Here is a 16,757-nt window from a genome sequence, read left to right as displayed (position 1 = left end):
CCCGACTTCGGAGGGAAAGCCCGCCCCCTGCAAGGGCAAGTGCTTTTCGTGGCTGCTCAAAATATTTTGAGCGGCTGAAAAGACATCTTGCTATGTTCAGGTGAACATAAAAATCCGTCAGGGGACGGATTGGGAAAATACCTTTCAGGACTCCGGGCCGCGCGTCATCGGCGAACCCTGCTGTCCGGGTGCAAAGTTACGCCCTTAAAGCGGTATCGGACAGATGCTTGACCCGGTCAATGACTGCCAACCGGCGCAACGTGCCGCCACTTGCCGGAGAAGTGATACAGGTTCCAAAATATACTTGTTTATTTGCAGCATGATTCAAGAAACGAACGATTTGAAGATATGATAAACGGAACATTCAAATACCCGGAAATCCGCTTCTTCGGATACTTGCCGAAACGGATACCCGAACCGTCGGAAACCCGGTTCTCCGACAATTCGGTGACGTATGGATTCAATGACTTCATGACGCAATGTCGTCAATCACCATTTGTCCGACGCACCGCTTCACCACAGAACCGGATACGCGACGACCCGCCTGCGTGTGTAGTCACGGAAGCGGATGGTGCGACAGCCAAATCCGTATGGAAACAGAAAAACAAATCATCAACAATTAAAATAAATGGAACTATGAGTAAGGAAATCTTCGTTGCATTCGCAACACAGAAAGGTGGCATCGGCAAATCCACTGTCACGGCACTTGCCGCCAGCTACCTGCACAACGTGAAAGGCTACAATGTCGCCGTCGTGGACTGCGACGACCCGCAGCACAGCATCCACGGGCTGCGCGAACACGAAATGGGGCTTATCGACAGCAGCACCTACTTCAAGGCTCTCGCTTGCGACCATTTCCGCCGGATCAAAAAGAACGCCTACACCATCGTCAAAAGCAATGCGGTGAACGCCCTCGACGATGCCGAGAGGATGATTGCCACTGAGGACGTGAAACCCGACGTGGTGTTCTTCGACATGCCCGGCACACTCCGAAGCAACGGCGTGATAAAGACGCTCTCGCAGATGGACTACATTTTCACTCCGCTGAGTGCCGACCGCTTTGTCGTGGAGAGTACCCTGAAATTCGTCACGATGTTCCGCGACAGGCTGATGACTACCGGACAGGCGAAAACAAAGGGGCTGCATCTGTTCTGGACGATGGTGGACGGCAGGGAGAGGAACGACTTGTACGGCATCTACGAGGAAGTGATAGCCGAAATGGGCTTTCCGGTACTTTCCACCCGCTTGCCCGACAGCAAGAAGTTCCGCCGTGACCTTTCGGAAGAGCGCAAGAGCGTTTTCCGCTCCACCATCTTCCCGATGGACACGGCACTGCTGAAAGGGAGTGGCATCCGGGAGTTTTCCGAAGAGATAAGCGACATCATCAGACCGCAGTGAGCATGGGCAGCAGGAAAGTGAACACGGAAGGCATCGACGAGGAACTGCTGTTAGCCTCCATCGGGCGGCGCACACAGGACGGGACACTGCGCCCCGCACAGGAAGTACCCGCAGCTGCACCGACCGAAGAGGACACCGCCGCACCGGAACCATCTCCTGTGCAACCCGTAACACGGGAAAAAGCGCAGAGGGAAAGTGGACGCCGGAAAAGGCAGGACGAGGACTACAACGAGCTATTCCTGCGCCGCAACGAGATAAAGACCCGCCAATGTGTCTATATCAGCCGTGACGTCCACGGCAAGATCCTCAGAATCGTGAACGACATCGCCGGAGGGGAAATCTCAGTAGGCGGATATGTGGATACCGTGCTGCGCCAGCATCTGGAACAGCACAAGGAGAGAATCAACGAACTGTACAAGAAACAACGTGAAGATCTGATTTGAAAATGGAAAAAGAAATGACACCGAATGAAAAAAGACCACAGCAAGACTGCGGAGGTATGTTTACCCAAGTGCAGGCGAGTGTGGAAATACTGTCGCCTGTCCCGGTAAGCGGCAAATGCAGTGAGAAGGACTATGAACGCCTGTTCATCCGCGACCCGGAAGTAAAGGCACGTGAGGGGAAGATGGCGTATGTGCGCCCGGAGTACCACGAGCGTATCATGCGTATCACCCGTGTAATCGGGCATGACCGGCTTACGCTGTCCGCTTACATCGACCATGTGCTGACGCACCACTTCAACCAGTGCGAAGATGCGATAAAGAGCCTTTATGCCCGAAATTACAATTCAGTATTCTAACCAAAAACGGAAGGATATGAATTACACAATCAGCATGACAGACATTCTGCTGGCGGTATCGGTCGGCTGCAACCTCTGGTTCCTGTTCCTGCTCCTTTACGAGCGCATCATGGACACGCGGATTGTCCGCTTCTTCAAGGGCATTGTCGGATTATGGCGGTCACTGGACGGGAATGAGGCTAAACGCATAGCGGCACACGAGGAAGTCCCTGCGGAAAAGGCGGACATCATCGGCAAGAGCCGTTTCAGGATGGCATCCACCCGGACAACCGCTGCCATACCGACGCAAGAAGCCGCCACTATTGAAAAAGGCATTGAGCTGTCGGAGGAAGAGGCTACTTTTGACGACGGAAAAACGGGAAACGCATCCCGCCCGGCACAAGTCCCGGAGGAAAAACTCGATGAGACCTTCACGAGCATACCGCCGGAGGAACTGGGATACGGGGACGACGAACCGGAAGAGGACGCCTCGGACACGCCACGGGCTTCGGGCAGCAGCTTTGACGAGATTGACGACGCCTGCAAGACCGCCAAAAACCCGGACGCGACACAGGCGGAACGTGAAAAGGCGGCTAAGGTGTTCACCGACATGGAGGGCACGGAGTTGTACGAGAAAATGATGGAAGGCTCTTCGGAGATAGGCATCCGCATCAAGGGGCTTATCGAGATTCGGCTGAAGAAATCTGAAAAGGAGTTCGTCGTGCCGGACAACATCGAGGAGTTCGACATTCGCAACTATGTATGACAACAATAAAAGAAATGAACATGAAAGAATGACATCAACCCACGCGGCGAGGAAACGCAAGGCGCATCCCCATCCGCAACGGACACGCCCACGTCCGTGGAAACAAACGGGCATCCACTAAAACCAAAGTAAAGAAACAAAGTATCAACCGCCCGACAAAGGACCATCCACCCTTTTGACGGCAAAAAACAAGAACAGTTTATGAACAAGAACATCTTGAAAAACAGAAAAGCAATCCTCTCCGCGGCACTTGTCATCGCCGCAACCGCCTCCGCTTTCGCGCAGGGAAACGGCATCGCGGGCATCAACGAAGCCACCTCTATGGTGAGTTCTTATTTCGACCCCGGAACTAAACTGATATACGCCATCGGTGCAGTCGTCGGGCTTATCGGGGGCGTAAAAGTGTACGGCAAGTTTTCATCGGGCGACCCCGACACCAGCAAGACAGCCGCCTCGTGGTTCGGCGCGTGCATCTTCCTGATTGTTGCCGCCACCATCCTGCGCTCATTCTTCCTTTAATAAATAATGTATGGCTGAATACCCAATCAACAAGGGTATCGGCCGTCCGGTAGAGTTCAAGGGCTTGAAGGCACAGTACCTCTTCATCTTCTGCGGAGGTCTGCTGGCTCTCTTCGTCCTGTTCGTCATCCTCTACATGGTCGGTATCGACCAGTGGATATGTATCGGCTTCGGCGCGGCATCGTCCTCCCTCCTTGTATGGCAGACCTTCGCGCTGAACGCCCGGTACGGTGAACACGGGCTGATGAAATTAGGAGCGGCACGGAGCCATCCCCGATACCTTATCAACCGGCGGCGGATAACCCGTCTGTTCAAACGACAACGAAAGGAAGAAAGACAATGAGGAATACATCGAAAATGACAACACTGGAAAACAGGTTCCCACTTTTAGCGGTGGAGCATGGCTGCATCATCTCAAAGGACGCCGACATCACGGTGGCTTTCGAGGTGGAACTACCGGAACTTTACACCGTGACGGGTGCGGAGTACGAGGCGATACACAGTTGCTGGTGCAAGGCTATCAAGGTGCTGCCGGACTACTCCGTCGTCCACAAACAGGACTGGTTCATCAAGGAACGCTACAAACCGGAGCTTCAGAAGGACGACATGAGCTTTTTAAGCCGCTCTTTCGAGCGTCACTTCAACGAGCGTCCGTACCTGAAACACACCTGCTACCTCTACCTGACCAAGACAACAAAGGAGCGTAACCGGATGCAGAGCAATTTCAGCACGCTGTGCCGGGGACATATCATCCCGAAGGAGCTGGACAGGGAAACCACGACCAAGTTCTTGGAAGCCTGCGAACAGTTCGAGCGCATCATGAACGACAGCGGGCTTGTCAGGCTGCGCCGCCTCTCCACCGATGAGATTGTGGGTACTGAGGGAAAGACGGGACTTATTGAACGCTACTTCTCGCTCATGCCGGAAGGTGACACCACCTTGCAGGACATCGAGCTTTCGGCAAGGGAGATGCGCATCGGCGACAACCGCCTGTGTCTGCACACCCTCTCCGACGCGGAAGACCTGCCGGGCAAGGTGGCTACCGACACCCGTTACGAGAAGCTCTCCACCGACCGGAGTGACTGCCGACTGTCATTCGCCTCCCCGGTGGGGCTTCTGCTCTCCTGCAACCATATCTACAACCAGTATGTGCTGATAGACAACAGTGAGGAAACCTTGCAGAAGTTCGAGAAGTCCGCCCGTAACATGCAGTCGCTATCTCGCTATTCAAGGAGCAACAGCATCAACCGCGAGTGGATAGACCAATACCTGAACGAAGCCCATTCCTACGGACTGACCTCGGTACGGGCACACTTCAACGTCATGGCGTGGAGCGACGATGCGGAGGAACTGAAGCATATCAAGAACGACGTGGGCAGCCAGTTGGCAAGCATGGAATGCGTGCCGCGCCACAACACCATCGACTGCCCGACACTCTACTGGGCGGCGATACCCGGCAATGCGGCGGACTTCCCGGCGGAAGAGAGTTTCCACACCTTCATCGAACAGGCGGTGTGCCTGTTCACAGAGGAAACCAACTACCGCAGCTCGCTCTCGCCCTTCGGCATCAAGATGGTGGACAGGCTCACGGGAAAACCGCTGCACCTTGACATCTCCGACCTGCCCATGAAGCGAGGTATCACGACCAACCGCAACAAGTTCGTGCTGGGTCCTTCGGGCAGCGGCAAGTCTTTCTTCATGAACCACCTCGTGCGCCAATATTATGAGCAAGGCGCACATGTGGTATTGGTGGACACGGGAAACTCCTATCAGGGCTTGTGCGGCATGATCCGACGCAAGACAGGCGGAGCGGACGGTGTGTATTTCACCTACACGGAAGATAAGCCCATCAGCTTCAACCCGTTCTACACCGACGATTACATCTTCGACGTGGAGAAGAAGGACAGCATCAAGACCCTGTTGCTGACGCTCTGGAAGTCGGAGGACGACAAGGTGACAAAGACGGAGAGCGGCGAGCTGGGCAGTGCCGTGAGTGCCTATATTGAGCGCATCCAATCCGACCGTAGCATCGTGCCGTCGTTCAACACCTTCTACGAGTATATGCGTGACGACTACCGCAAGGAACTGGCACAGCGTGACATCAAGGTGGAGAAGTCCGACTTCAACATCGACAACATGCTCACCACCATGCGGCAGTATTACCGGGGCGGGCGTTACGATTTCCTGCTCAACTCCACGGAGAACATCGACCTGCTCGGCAAGCGGTTCATCGTCTTCGAGATAGATTCGATTAAAGAAAACCGCGAACTGTTCCCCGTCGTGACCATCATCATCATGGAAGCCTTCATCAACAAGATGCGGCGGCTGAAAGGCGTGCGGAAACAGCTTATCGTGGAAGAGGCTTGGAAGGCCCTCTCATCGGCGAACATGGCTGAATATCTGCGCTATATGTATAAGACGGTCAGAAAATATTACGGCGAGGCAATCGTGGTGACGCAGGAGGTGGACGACATTATCAGTTCTCCGGTGGTCAAAGAGAGCATTATCAACAACTCGGATTGTAAAATCCTGCTTGACCAAAGGAAATATATGAACAAGTTCGACCAGATACAGGCGTTGCTCGGACTGACGGAAAAGGAGAAGTCGCAGATACTCTCCATCAACATGGCGAACAACCCTTCACGGCTCTACAAGGAGGTGTGGATAGGCTTGGGCGGCACGCAGTCGGCGGTCTATGCCACGGAGGTCAGCGCGGAAGAGTATCTGGTGCGCCCGTAAAAGGGAATTTGACGAATGTCGCTTTGGCAAGCGACTGGGCAAGTGTTTAAAATGCCCATTAACAACCGCTAACCGGAGGGGAAAACCCCACAAGGGAACATAGCACGCTGGTAAAGCCATAAGTCAGCCAACTGTCAGGCTGCGACCGAATGGCAAGTTAAAATGATAGATATGAGGATAAAGCCTGTATTGGTTGAACGATAGTTTGAGCAGTCGTATCCTTGGGCAATGACGGAAGACAGTTGAATAATTCTTCGGAATTATGCCGTCATGTTGCGGTACTACACTGATGAGTGATAGCAGGAGTAGCATAAACTTACCGCAAGGCAACTACCATAAGTAGTAAAGGACGAAAGTCGTATCCGACAATCTATCAAGCCAAATAGTCGTCAAATTTCTAAACGGGGATTGCCTAAACCGGAAAGCCAGTTGTAGGGCTATGGGGACTGCCCCTGAATATCCGGCATGGCAACGGAGCTTCCATAGTAGTCTGAGCAGGGTAACGCCCTGTACATGGCGAAGGGAAGCAGCTAATTAAGTTTAACAATTTAAAGGAAGATGTGAGAGACATGAGAAATCCAGAAAATGTGTTGAACAGTCTGAGTAAACACAGCGGTAACTTGAACTATAAGTTTGAGCGGCTGTATAGAGTGCTGTTTAACGAAGAAATGTTTTATGTAGCCTATCAGAATATTTACAGCAAGACAGGCAACATGACGGCAGGAGTCGATGGTAAAACCATTGACGGAATGAGCATTGACCGAGTTGAACAACTGATTGGCAGTCTTAAAAATGAGACTTATCAACCTAACCCGTCCAAAAGGACGTACATACCTAAGAAAAACGGGAAAAAACGTCCGCTTGGCATACCCTCTTTTGACGATAAGATGGTACAGGAAGTAGTTAGAATGATACTTGAAGCAATCTATGAAGGTAGTTTTGAACATACCTCACATGGGTTCCGTCCCAAACGAAGTTGTCATACTGCTCTTATAGACATACAAAGGACATTCACTGCCGTGAAATGGTTCATTGAAGGCGATATTAAAGGATTCTTCGACAATATCAATCATGACGTATTGATTAATATTCTTCGGGAACGTATCGCTGACGAAAGATTTTTGCGGCTTATCAGAAAATTCCTGAATGCCGGATATGTGGAAGACTGGGTATTTCATAGAACGTACAGTGGAACTCCGCAAGGCGGGATTATCAGCCCAATACTGGCTAACATCTACCTTGACAAGTTCGACAAGTATATCAAGGAATACATCAATCGGTTTAATAAAGGGGGGACAAGAAAAGGCGATGCTCGATACAAGCTCTACGAACAGCGAAGATACCGACTGGCAAAGAAACTAAAGAATGAGAAAGATGTAAAGGTAAGGGAACAGATGACCGCTGAAATTAAGCGGCTACGAGAAGAACGGAACAACTATCCGGCACGTAATGAAATGGATAGCAGTATCAAACGGTTAAAATATGTGAGATACGCAGATGATTTTCTGATTGGAATTACCGGTAGTCTTGAAGACTGTAAAACAGTAAAAGAGGATATTAAGAATTATTTGAATGAAGCTCTTAAACTGGAACTGTCAGACGAAAAGACACTGATAACCAATGCGCAAAAACCTGCAAAATTTCTCGGATATGATGTATTTATCCGCAGGTGTAATGATTTACGTAAGGATAAGTTCGGTAGAACTGTTAGGGCATTCGGACACAAGCCTGTCTTGTACCTGAATTTTGAAACGATGCGGAAGAAACTCTTTGATTATAAAGTCGCAAGAATAGCGGTTGTCAATGGTAAAGAGGTTTGGAAATCTATCGTCAGAACATACATGCTGAACTTGGATGACTTGGAAATAGTCAGTCAGTTCAATGCCGAAATCCGAGGGTTCTATAATTACTACTCAATAGCCAATAATAGCTATGTCATCAATTCTTTCTATCACATTATGTCATACAGTATGTATAAGGTATTTGCGAGCAAATACAAATCGTCTGTAAAGAAAATACTTCTGAAATATAAAAAGAATAAGGTTTTCCAAGTGGCATATGAAAATAGCAAGGGCAAGACACTTTACCAATCATTTTATCATGATGGTTTCAAACGCAAAAAGGTTGCAGGTAATATTCACTGTGACACTATTCCACGGACAGTTTCCATAACAGGTGGACGTAACAGCCTTATGGAAAGGCTGAAACTCCAAGTCTGCGAATTATGCGGTGCTACCGATAAACTCGAAATGCATCACGTTCGCAAACTTAAAGACCTGAAAGGTAAATCCGACTGGGAAAAGAGAATGATAGCCCGGAGACGAAAAACTTTAGCTGTCTGCTCGAAGTGTCATGCAAAGATAGACCCCGACCGAAGAATCAGACTGAATTAATTAGTGGAGAGCCGGATACAGGGAGACTTGTAAGTCCGGTTCGGAGGCGAGTACTCGGAAACCTATCATAGAAATATGACAAGGCGCTGGGTGCTTAGCCTACGCGTACACCACCGAGGAAACGGAAAAAGTGGAGGTTTACCGTCTGGCGGAGAAGCTGGGCGACGACATCGAAGCCGCCATCCGGCAGCTTGCCGAAAGGCGGAGAAACAAGGAATAACTAAAAAACAGAATGTATCAACCAAAAAAGAAAAACGCGTATGAATTTACCAAAAGTGAAAATGCTGCAAGTCAGCAAGTGCCTTATCGGATTGGCGGTCATGATGCTGCAATCCTGCGACGTGGCCGACAACCGCCGCGACATGCTGTGCGGGAACTGGGAGAGCGTGGAGGGAAAACCTGACGTGCTTATCTACAAGGAGGGCGAAGCCTACAAAGTGACGGTGTTCCGTCGTAGCGGTCTGCGCCGCAAGCTCAAGCCGGAAACCTATCTCTTGCAGGAGGAGAACGGCAACCTGTTCATGAACACCGGCTTCCGCATCGACGTGTCCTACAACGAGGCCACGGATGTGCTGACTTTCTCGCCAAACGGGGACTATGTGCGGGTGAAGCCGCAGCCGGGACATCCGACCGAAGAATAACAACCACTAAAATCCAAAGTAACATGAGAACAAGAATAACAATGATTATCTGCCTGTGCCTGCTTTTCGCGGGCAGGGCAAGCGCACAGTGGGTCGTAAGCGATCCGGGCAATCTAGCGCAGGGCATCATCAATGCCTCCAAAAACATCATCCATACCTCCAAGACCGCCACGAACATGGTGAGCAACTTTCAGGAGACGGTGAAAATCTATCAGCAGGGCAAGAAGTATTACGATGCCCTCAAATCGGTGAACAATCTGGTCAAGGACGCCCGCAAGGTGCAGCAGACCATCCTGATGGTGGGCGACATCACAGACATCTATGTGAACAGTTTCCAACGGATGCTCCGTGACGGGAATTTCAGACCCGAAGAGCTTTCCGCAATCGCTTTCGGCTACACGAAACTGCTGGAGGAAAGCAACGAAGTGTTGACGGAACTCAGGAACGTGGTGAACATCACCACGCTCTCCATGACCGACAAGGAGCGCATGGACGTGGTGGAACGCTGCCACTCGAAGATGAAGCGTTACCGCAACCTCGTGAGCTACTACACGAACAAGAACATCTCCGTGAGTTACCTGCGTGCGAAAAAGAAGAACGACCTCGACCGCATCATGGGGCTGTACGGGAACATGAACGAAAGATACTGGTAGCCTATGAAGTTCGACAACCTTCATCAGATTTTACGTTCACTTTATGAGCAGATGATGCCGCTGTGTGGGGACATGGCTGGTGTGGCGAAAGGCATCGCCGGGCTGGGTGCGCTGTTCTACGTCGCCTACCGGGTATGGCAGTCGCTGGCGAGAGCTGAACCGATAGACGTATTCCCGATGCTCCGTCCTTTTGCCATCGGTCTGTGCATCATGTTCTTCCCGACTGTGGTGCTGGGCACGATAAACAGCATCCTCTCACCCGTCGTACAGGGCACGGCAAAGATGCTGGAGGCGGAAACGCTGGACATGAACCGATACCGGGAGCAGAAGGACAAACTGGAATACGAGGCGATGGTACGCAACCCCGAAACCGCCTACCTCGTGTCCAACGAGGAATTTGACAAGCAACTGGAGGAACTCGGCTGGTCGCCCTCCGACATGGTGACGATGGCGGGAATGTATATCGACCGGGGAATGTACAACATGAAGAAGAGCATCCGCGACTTCTTCCGCGAGATACTCGAACTGCTGTTCCAAGCCGCCGCCCTCGTGATAGACACCGTCCGCACCTTCTTTCTCGTGGTGCTGGCGATTCTCGGTCCGATAGCCTTCGCCCTGTCGGTATGGGACGGTTTCCAAAACACGCTCACGCAGTGGATATGCCGCTATATACAGGTCTATCTGTGGCTACCGGTATCGGACATGTTCAGCACCATACTGGCGAAGATACAGGTTCTGATGCTGCAAAACGACATCGAGCGGATGCAGGCAGACCCGAACTTCTCGCTGGATTCGAGCGACGGGGTGTATATCGTATTCCTCTGCATCGGCATCATCGGCTACTTTACCATTCCCACCGTTGCGGGCTGGATTATCCAAGCCGGAGGCATGGGCGGTTACGGTCGCAACGTGAACCAGATGGCGGGACGAGCCGGAAGCATGGCGGGCAGCGTGGCGGGTGCAGCCGCAGGAAACGCAGTCGGACGTGTCGGCAAATTGCTGAAATAATCAATGTGCAATCATAAATTGGAAAATATAAATGGAATTCAAATCACTTAGAAACATCGAATCGTCGTTCAGGCAGATACGCCTGTTCGGTATCGTCTTCCTCTCGCTGTGCGCCGTGGTGACGGTGTGGAGCGTGTGGAACTCCTACCGTTTCGCAGAGAAGCAACGGGAGAAAATCTATGTGCTGGACAACGGCAAGAGCCTGATGCTCGCCTTGTCTCAGGATTTGTCGCAGAACCGCCCGGCGGAGGCACGGGAACATGTGCGCCGTTTCCACGAGATGTTCTTCACGCTATCACCTGAAAAAAGCGCGATTGAACACAACGTGAAACGTGCCTTGCTGCTGGCGGACAAGAGCGTGTACCACTATTATTCGGACTTCGCGGAGAAGGGGTACTACAACCGCATCATCGCCGGGAACATCAACCAAGTGCTGAAGGTGGACAGCGTGGTGTGCGACTTCAACGCCTATCCCTACCGTGCCGTGACCTACGCCACACAGAAAATCATCCGGCAGAGCAACGTCACCGAGCGCAGCCTCGTGACCACCTGCCGCCTGCTGAACGCATCGCGGTCGGATGACAACCCGAACGGTTTTACCATCGAGGGTTTCACCATCATTGAGAACAAGGATTTACAGACTATCAAACGGTAACAGGACATGAAAAGTATCAGAAAATCAATGTGGGGCATGTATTGGAAACTCCACGACAAACGGAAACGCTTGGCGGCAAGTCTCAAAGGGTATCTGGACGGCTTGCCGCCGGAAACACGCCGCCGCATCGTGCTGGGGATGTTCGCCGCCTTCGCGGTGCTTGCCCTTTACACCTTCGGCAGAGCCGTCTATGACATCGGCAGGAACGACGGCTCACATATGGAAACGGGACACGCCGGACGGGTGGAACTGCCGACCCCGGCGGAAACAGGCAATCACTTAACACCTTATTTATATGGAACAGACAAAGAATGAACCGACGAAAGAGAACAAAGCTGCTCCCGAAACGGGGAAACCGAAAAAGGAGCGCGAACCGCTGACAGAGGCGCAACGGCTGAAACGGCAGAAGATGATCGTGCTGCCCGCTATGGTGTTGGTGTTCATCGGGGCGATGTGGCTGATATTCGCCCCGTCCTCCGGCAAGGAGCAACCGCCGGGAACGGACGGATACAACACCGAGATGCCCGACGCTGACAAGGCGAACCGGCAGATTATCGGCGACAAGCTGAAAGCCTACGAGCATGGGGAGATGGAAGAGCGTCAGGAGAGCCGCAACCGTGCCATCGGGCAGCTGGGCGACATGTTCGACCGCGAGATAGCGGGAACGGAGAACGGAGTGGACTTCGACCTCGCCAATCCGGGCGGCAAGGAAGAAAGGGCAAAGCCAGCCACGCCGCAGACCATCCAGTCCTCCGCAGCCGCCTACCGTGACCTGAACGCCACGCTCGGAAACTTCTACGACCAGCCGAAAAACGACAATGCGGAGATGGACGAATTGTTGGAGCGCATCGCATCGCTGGAGTCGGAACTGGAAAGCGAGAGGGGCAAGGCTTCCTCTATGGACGAGCAGGTGGCTCTTATGGAGAAGTCCTACGAGCTGGCGGCAAAGTACATGGGCGGTCAGAACGGAGGACAGCCATCGGCGGAACAGAGGGCAGAGCCAACTACCGTGCAGAAAGGGAAGAAGAACAAGGCAATGCCTATCAGACAGGTGGAGCATCAAGTAGTTTCTTCACTCTCACAGCCTATGAGTAACGCGGAGTTTGTCGCCGCCTTATCGCAGGAACGCAACCGGGGTTTCAACACGGCTGTCGGCACGGCGGAGGTATTGGACAGGAACACCATACCGGCGTGCGTGCATGGGGCGCAGAGCGTGACGGACGGGCAGACGGTAAGGCTGCGCCTGCTGGAGCCTATGGCGGTGGCAGGCAGGACAATACCCCGGGGTGCGGTGGTGGTCGGCACGGGCAAGATACAGGGTGAGCGGCTCGACATCGAGATTACCTCGCTGGAATACGACGGCACGATTATCCCCGTGGAGCTTGCGGTCTATGACACGGACGGACAGCCCGGCATCTTCATCCCGAACTCGATGGAGATGAACGCCGTCCGGGAGGTCGCCGCCAACATGGGCGGCTCGCTGGGAAGCAGCATCAACATCTCCACCAATGCCGGGGCGCAGCTCGCCTCCGACTTGGGCAAGGGGCTGATACAAGGCACGAGCCAGTACATCGCCAAAAAGATGCGAACCGTCAAGGTGCATCTGAAAGCCGGGTACAGGGTCATGCTTTACCAAGAAAAATATTGAAAACAATAAAAATTACCACTAAAATCCAAAAGTAATGAGAAAAGTAATCATCATGTTTGCCCTCGCTATGGGCATCATAACTGCCAACGCGCAGGAGAATGTAACCGTTGAAACGACCAACGGAAGTGAACAACCGACCTTGACGAAGGAGGTCTATCCGCAGAAGGAGGCGGACGGCGACCTATATCACGGGCTGTCACGCAAGCTGACCTTCGACCGCATGATACCGCCGCACGGTCTGGAAGTGACCTACGACAAGACCGTCCACGTCATTTTTCCGGCGGAGGTGCGCTATGTCGATTTAGGCTCGCCCGACCTGATTGCCGGGAAAGCCGACGGAGCGGAGAACATCATCCGTGTGAAGGCTACCGTAAGGAATTTTCCCAACGAAACGAATATGTCCGTCATCACGGAGGACGGCAGTTTCTACACCTTCAACGTGAAGTACGCCGCCGAACCGCTGTTGCTCAACGTGGAGATGTGCGACTTCATCCATGACGGCAGCACGGTGAACCGCCCGAACAACGCGCAGGAAATCTATCTGAAAGAGCTGGGCAGCGAAAGCCCGATGCTGGTGCGCCTTATCATGAAGTCCATCCACAAACAGAACAAGCGCGAGGTGAAGCATATCGGCTGCAAGCGTTTCGGCATCCAATACCTGTTGAAAGGCATCTACACGCACAACGGCTTGCTTTATTTCCACACGGAGATAAAGAACCAGAGCAACGTGCCTTTCGATGTGGACTACATCACTTGGAAAATCGTGGACAAGAAGGTTGCGAAGCGTACTGCCGTGCAGGAGCAGATTATTCTGCCGCTCCGCGCGCAGAACTACGCCACCCTCGTGCCGGGCAAAAAGAGCGAGCGCACGGTCTTCACGATGGCGAAGTTCACCATCCCCGATGACAAGTGCCTCGTGGTGGAATTGAACGAGAAGAACGGCGGCCGTCACCAGTCCTTCGTGATTGAGAACGAGGATTTGGTACGCGCGGGTACCATCAACGAACTTCAAGTACGCTGACCATGAGAAAGTACATCGCAATAATCATCGCGTCGCTTGCCCTTTTTACAGGGCAGGCGCACGCCCAGCGGTGTCTGCCGAAGATGCAGGGCATCGAGGTGAGGGCGGACATGGCGGACGGCTTCAATCTCGGCGGCAAGGACGGCGGGTACAGCTTCGGGGCGGCTCTCTCCACCTACACGAAGAAGGGGAACAAGTGGGTGTTCGGTGGCGAATACCTGTTGAAGAACAATCCCTACAAGGACACCAAGATACCCGTGGCGCAGTTCACGGCGGAGGGCGGCTATTACTTCAAGATACTGTCGGACGCCCGAAAGATTGTTTTCGTCTATGCCGGGGCTTCGGCTCTCGCCGGATATGAGGCGGTAAATTGGGGGAAGAAGGTGCTGCATGACGGCTCCACGCTGCACGACCGGGACGCCTTCATCTACGGCGGTGCGCTGACGCTCGATGTGGAGTGTTACGTGGCAGACCGTATCGCCCTGCTTGCCAACCTGCGGGAGCGTTGCCTTTGGGGTGGCGACACACGGAAGTTCCACACGCAGTTCGGGGTCGGTATCAAGTTCATCATCAACTGACACGGGCATGGAAAGGACGGAAATAGATGCTGTCAGAAGGATGCCGCTTGCGGATTTTCTCGCACGGCTGGGGCATGAGCCTGTCAGAAGGAGCGGTAACGAGCTGTGGTATCTTGCCCCGTACAGGGGCGAGCGCACATCCTCTTTCCGTGTGAACGTGGCGAAACAGCTCTGGTACGACTTCGGTTTGGGCAAGGGCGGCGACATCTTCACGCTTGCCGGGGAGTTTCTGCAAAGCGATGACTTCATGAAGCAAGCGAAGTTCATAGCGGAAGCCGCCAATATGACGGTTGCCGGATGGGAAAAGCCCGTCTATCTCTCGAAGCCGACCGAATCCGTTTTTGAGGATGTGGAGGTCGCTCCGCTGCTCCGCTCACTGCTGACGGAGTATTTAGAGGAACGGGGCATCCCTTACGCCATCGCATCCCGTCACTGCTGCCGCTTGAACTACGGTGTGCGTGGGAAACGGTATTTTGCCGTTGGCTTTCCGAACATGGCAGGTGGCTATGAAGTCAGAAGCCGATATTTCAAGGGTTGCATACCTCCGAAGTCTGTATCACTGGTAAAGGCGAATGACATCCCGGCTGACGAGTGCCTCGTGTTCGAGGGCTTCATGGACTTTCTCTCTGCCGTGACGCTTGGTGTAACCGGTAACGCTGACTGTCTTGTGCTGAACTCAGTCGCCAACGTGGAGAAGGCGGCGGGATTGCTGGACGGATACGGGCGCATCGGCTGCTTCCTCGACCGTGACGAAGCCGGACGGCGGACGCTTGCCGCACTTACCATGCGATACGGGGAACGTGTCACCGACCGTTCCTCCCTCTATGACGGTTGCAAGGACTTGAACGAGTACCTGCAACTGACAACGAAAAAACAGAAAAACAACCATCTAAAAATCGAAGAACAATGAACATACTGAACAACAGAAACAAGAGAACATCAATATTCAAGGCAGTGGCGTTATGCCTGATAGCCGCCATGTCATTCACCCTCGTGTCATGTGACGATGACATGGACATCCAGCAGTCCTATCCCTTCACGGTGGAGGTCATGCCCGTGCCGAACAAGGTAGTAAAGGGGCAGACAGTGGAAATCCGCTGTGAACTGAAAAAGGAGGGCGACTTTTCGGGTACGCTCTATACCATCCGCTATTTCCAGTTCGAGGGGGAAGGCTCGCTCAAAATGGATAACGGCATCACCTTCCTGCCTAACGACCGCTACCTGCTGGAGAACGAAAAATTCCGCCTGTACTACACGGCGGCGGGTGATGAGGCGCATAATTTCATCGTGGTGGTGGAGGATAACTTTAGCAACTCCTACGAACTGGAATTTGACTTCAACAACAGGAATGTAAAGGACGACGATCTTACCATCGTTCCCATCGGCAACTTCAGCCCCTTGTTGAAATGATGCGTGTATTCATGACAATGCTCTGTTCACTTCTGACGGTCTGTTCTGTGTCCGCGCAGATCAGCCGCCAAGAGGGAACGGACGGGCAGGCGGCAATCTACCGACTGCCGCTTATGGAACGTGCTTTTTTATGCTGCCGCTACTTTGAAGGCTGGCACTCAGAAAAACACTACCCATACGTCGGTTGGGGTCACAAACTTTTGCCAAACGAGAAGTATTCGGCACGAACCATGACAAAACGGGATGCGGATGAACTTTTGCGGAAAGACCTGCGCAAATTTGTCGCCATGTTCCGTAAATTCGGGGTTGATTCGATTTTGCTTGGCACGTTAGCTTACAATGTGGGACCGGCGAAGCTGTTAGGCAGCAAAACAATCCCCAAAAGCACCTTAATCAAGAAGCTGGAAGCTGGTGACAGGAACATCTACCGTGAGTATATAGCCTTCTGCAACTACAAAGGAAAACGCCACGCCATGCTGCTCAAACGGAGAAAGGCGGAGTTTGCGCTGTTGTATATCCCATAAAAGGACTGACAAAACTGGCAAAAGAC

Annotated in this window: 20 protein-coding genes and 1 pseudogene; 20 read left to right on the top strand and 1 reads right to left on the bottom strand. The window is 52.7% G+C overall.

The features are described 5' to 3' along the window. Positions 1 to 308: 308 nt before the first annotated feature. A complete protein-coding gene (locus N5O98_RS23650; protein ID WP_196029218.1) occupies positions 309 to 473 on the bottom strand; it encodes a hypothetical protein in 165 nt (54 codons plus the stop codon). Between N5O98_RS23650 and N5O98_RS23645 the strand changes: the two genes are divergently transcribed. The 20 genes and pseudogenes from N5O98_RS23645 (at position 472) to N5O98_RS23550 (ending at position 16,731) form a co-directional block, all read left to right on the top strand. Further along, positions 472 to 1,398, top strand: coding sequence for a ParA family protein (locus N5O98_RS23645; protein ID WP_005783105.1), 927 nt, complete (start codon positions 472 to 474; stop codon positions 1,396 to 1,398). The genes N5O98_RS23650 and N5O98_RS23645 overlap by 2 nt on opposite strands. 2 nt (positions 1,399 to 1,400) lie before the next feature. After that, positions 1,401 to 1,841, top strand: a complete 441-nt coding sequence (locus N5O98_RS23640; RefSeq protein ID WP_004291503.1) for a DUF3408 domain-containing protein — start codon at positions 1,401 to 1,403, stop codon at positions 1,839 to 1,841. A 2-nt stretch (positions 1,842 to 1,843) separates the two neighbouring features. Then, entirely contained in the window at positions 1,844 to 2,197 is a 354-nt protein-coding gene (locus N5O98_RS23635; protein ID WP_004291505.1) for a DUF3408 domain-containing protein, read from the top strand. Positions 2,198 to 2,213: 16 nt separating this feature from the next. Next, entirely contained in the window at positions 2,214 to 2,942 is a 729-nt protein-coding gene (locus N5O98_RS23630; protein WP_004304280.1) for a hypothetical protein, read from the top strand. Between the two features lie 201 nt (positions 2,943 to 3,143). Then, positions 3,144 to 3,461, top strand: a complete 318-nt coding sequence (locus N5O98_RS23625) for a DUF4134 domain-containing protein (RefSeq protein ID WP_002560983.1) — start codon at positions 3,144 to 3,146, stop codon at positions 3,459 to 3,461. A 10-nt stretch (positions 3,462 to 3,471) separates the two neighbouring features. After that, positions 3,472 to 3,804 carry a DUF4133 domain-containing protein gene (locus tag N5O98_RS23620; RefSeq protein WP_004291514.1) on the top strand — a complete coding sequence of 111 codons (333 nt, stop codon included), beginning with the start codon at positions 3,472 to 3,474 and terminating at the stop codon, positions 3,802 to 3,804. Beyond that, positions 3,801 to 6,200, top strand: a complete 2,400-nt coding sequence (locus tag N5O98_RS23615; protein WP_004324014.1) for a TraG family conjugative transposon ATPase — start codon at positions 3,801 to 3,803, stop codon at positions 6,198 to 6,200. The genes N5O98_RS23620 and N5O98_RS23615 overlap by 4 nt, the downstream gene beginning before the upstream one ends. A 569-nt stretch (positions 6,201 to 6,769) precedes the next feature. After that, complete coding sequence (locus N5O98_RS23610; RefSeq protein WP_074857171.1) at positions 6,770 to 8,593, top strand: reverse transcriptase domain-containing protein; 1,824 nt, start codon at positions 6,770 to 6,772, stop codon at positions 8,591 to 8,593. A gap of 103 nt (positions 8,594 to 8,696) precedes the next feature. After that, a pseudogene (locus tag N5O98_RS27630) lies at positions 8,697 to 8,813 on the top strand (TraG family conjugative transposon ATPase); the annotation flags it as partial. Positions 8,814 to 8,853: 40 nt separating this feature from the next. Next, positions 8,854 to 9,234: a DUF3876 domain-containing protein gene (locus tag N5O98_RS23600; RefSeq protein WP_004291516.1), complete on the top strand. Its 381-nt coding sequence runs from the start codon at positions 8,854 to 8,856 to the stop codon at positions 9,232 to 9,234. 23 nt (positions 9,235 to 9,257) lie between these two features. Further along, positions 9,258 to 9,887 carry a DUF4141 domain-containing protein gene (locus N5O98_RS23595; protein ID WP_004304283.1) on the top strand — a complete coding sequence of 210 codons (630 nt, stop codon included), beginning with the start codon at positions 9,258 to 9,260 and terminating at the stop codon, positions 9,885 to 9,887. Between the two features lie 3 nt (positions 9,888 to 9,890). After that, positions 9,891 to 10,895 carry a conjugative transposon protein TraJ gene (gene traJ / locus N5O98_RS23590; RefSeq protein ID WP_004291518.1) on the top strand — a complete coding sequence of 335 codons (1,005 nt, stop codon included), beginning with the start codon at positions 9,891 to 9,893 and terminating at the stop codon, positions 10,893 to 10,895. A 31-nt stretch (positions 10,896 to 10,926) separates the two neighbouring features. Next, positions 10,927 to 11,550: a conjugative transposon protein TraK gene (gene traK / locus N5O98_RS23585; RefSeq protein ID WP_004291519.1), complete on the top strand. Its 624-nt coding sequence runs from the start codon at positions 10,927 to 10,929 to the stop codon at positions 11,548 to 11,550. A gap of 27 nt (positions 11,551 to 11,577) precedes the next feature. Next, a complete protein-coding gene (locus N5O98_RS23580; protein ID WP_018697145.1) occupies positions 11,578 to 11,865 on the top strand; it encodes a TraL conjugative transposon family protein in 288 nt (95 codons plus the stop codon). Beyond that, positions 11,846 to 13,198, top strand: coding sequence for a conjugative transposon protein TraM (gene traM / locus N5O98_RS23575; protein ID WP_004291521.1), 1,353 nt, complete (start codon positions 11,846 to 11,848; stop codon positions 13,196 to 13,198). The genes N5O98_RS23580 and traM overlap by 20 nt, the downstream gene beginning before the upstream one ends. A 34-nt stretch (positions 13,199 to 13,232) precedes the next feature. After that, positions 13,233 to 14,219, top strand: coding sequence for a conjugative transposon protein TraN (gene traN, locus N5O98_RS23570; protein ID WP_004291522.1), 987 nt, complete (start codon positions 13,233 to 13,235; stop codon positions 14,217 to 14,219). 2 nt (positions 14,220 to 14,221) lie between these two features. After that, positions 14,222 to 14,797, top strand: coding sequence for a conjugal transfer protein TraO (locus tag N5O98_RS23565; RefSeq protein ID WP_004291523.1), 576 nt, complete (start codon positions 14,222 to 14,224; stop codon positions 14,795 to 14,797). Positions 14,798 to 14,804: 7 nt separating this feature from the next. Beyond that, positions 14,805 to 15,707 (top strand): toprim domain-containing protein, encoded by a 903-nt coding sequence (locus N5O98_RS23560; protein ID WP_004291524.1) that lies wholly within the window; start codon positions 14,805 to 14,807, stop codon positions 15,705 to 15,707. Beyond that, positions 15,704 to 16,207, top strand: coding sequence for a DUF3872 domain-containing protein (locus tag N5O98_RS23555; protein WP_004291525.1), 504 nt, complete (start codon positions 15,704 to 15,706; stop codon positions 16,205 to 16,207). The genes N5O98_RS23560 and N5O98_RS23555 overlap by 4 nt, the downstream gene beginning before the upstream one ends. Then, entirely contained in the window at positions 16,204 to 16,731 is a 528-nt protein-coding gene (locus tag N5O98_RS23550; protein ID WP_004291526.1) for a glycoside hydrolase family protein, read from the top strand. The genes N5O98_RS23555 and N5O98_RS23550 overlap by 4 nt, the downstream gene beginning before the upstream one ends. The last annotated feature ends 26 nt before the right edge of the window (positions 16,732 to 16,757 follow it).

Source organism: Bacteroides sp. LFL-34, from assembly GCF_027257075.1.
Lineage (GTDB): Bacteria > Bacteroidota > Bacteroidia > Bacteroidales > Bacteroidaceae > Bacteroides > Bacteroides ovatus.
The sequence above is the reverse complement of the archived record's forward strand: the minus strand, read 5'-3'. Positions and strand labels throughout refer to the sequence as shown.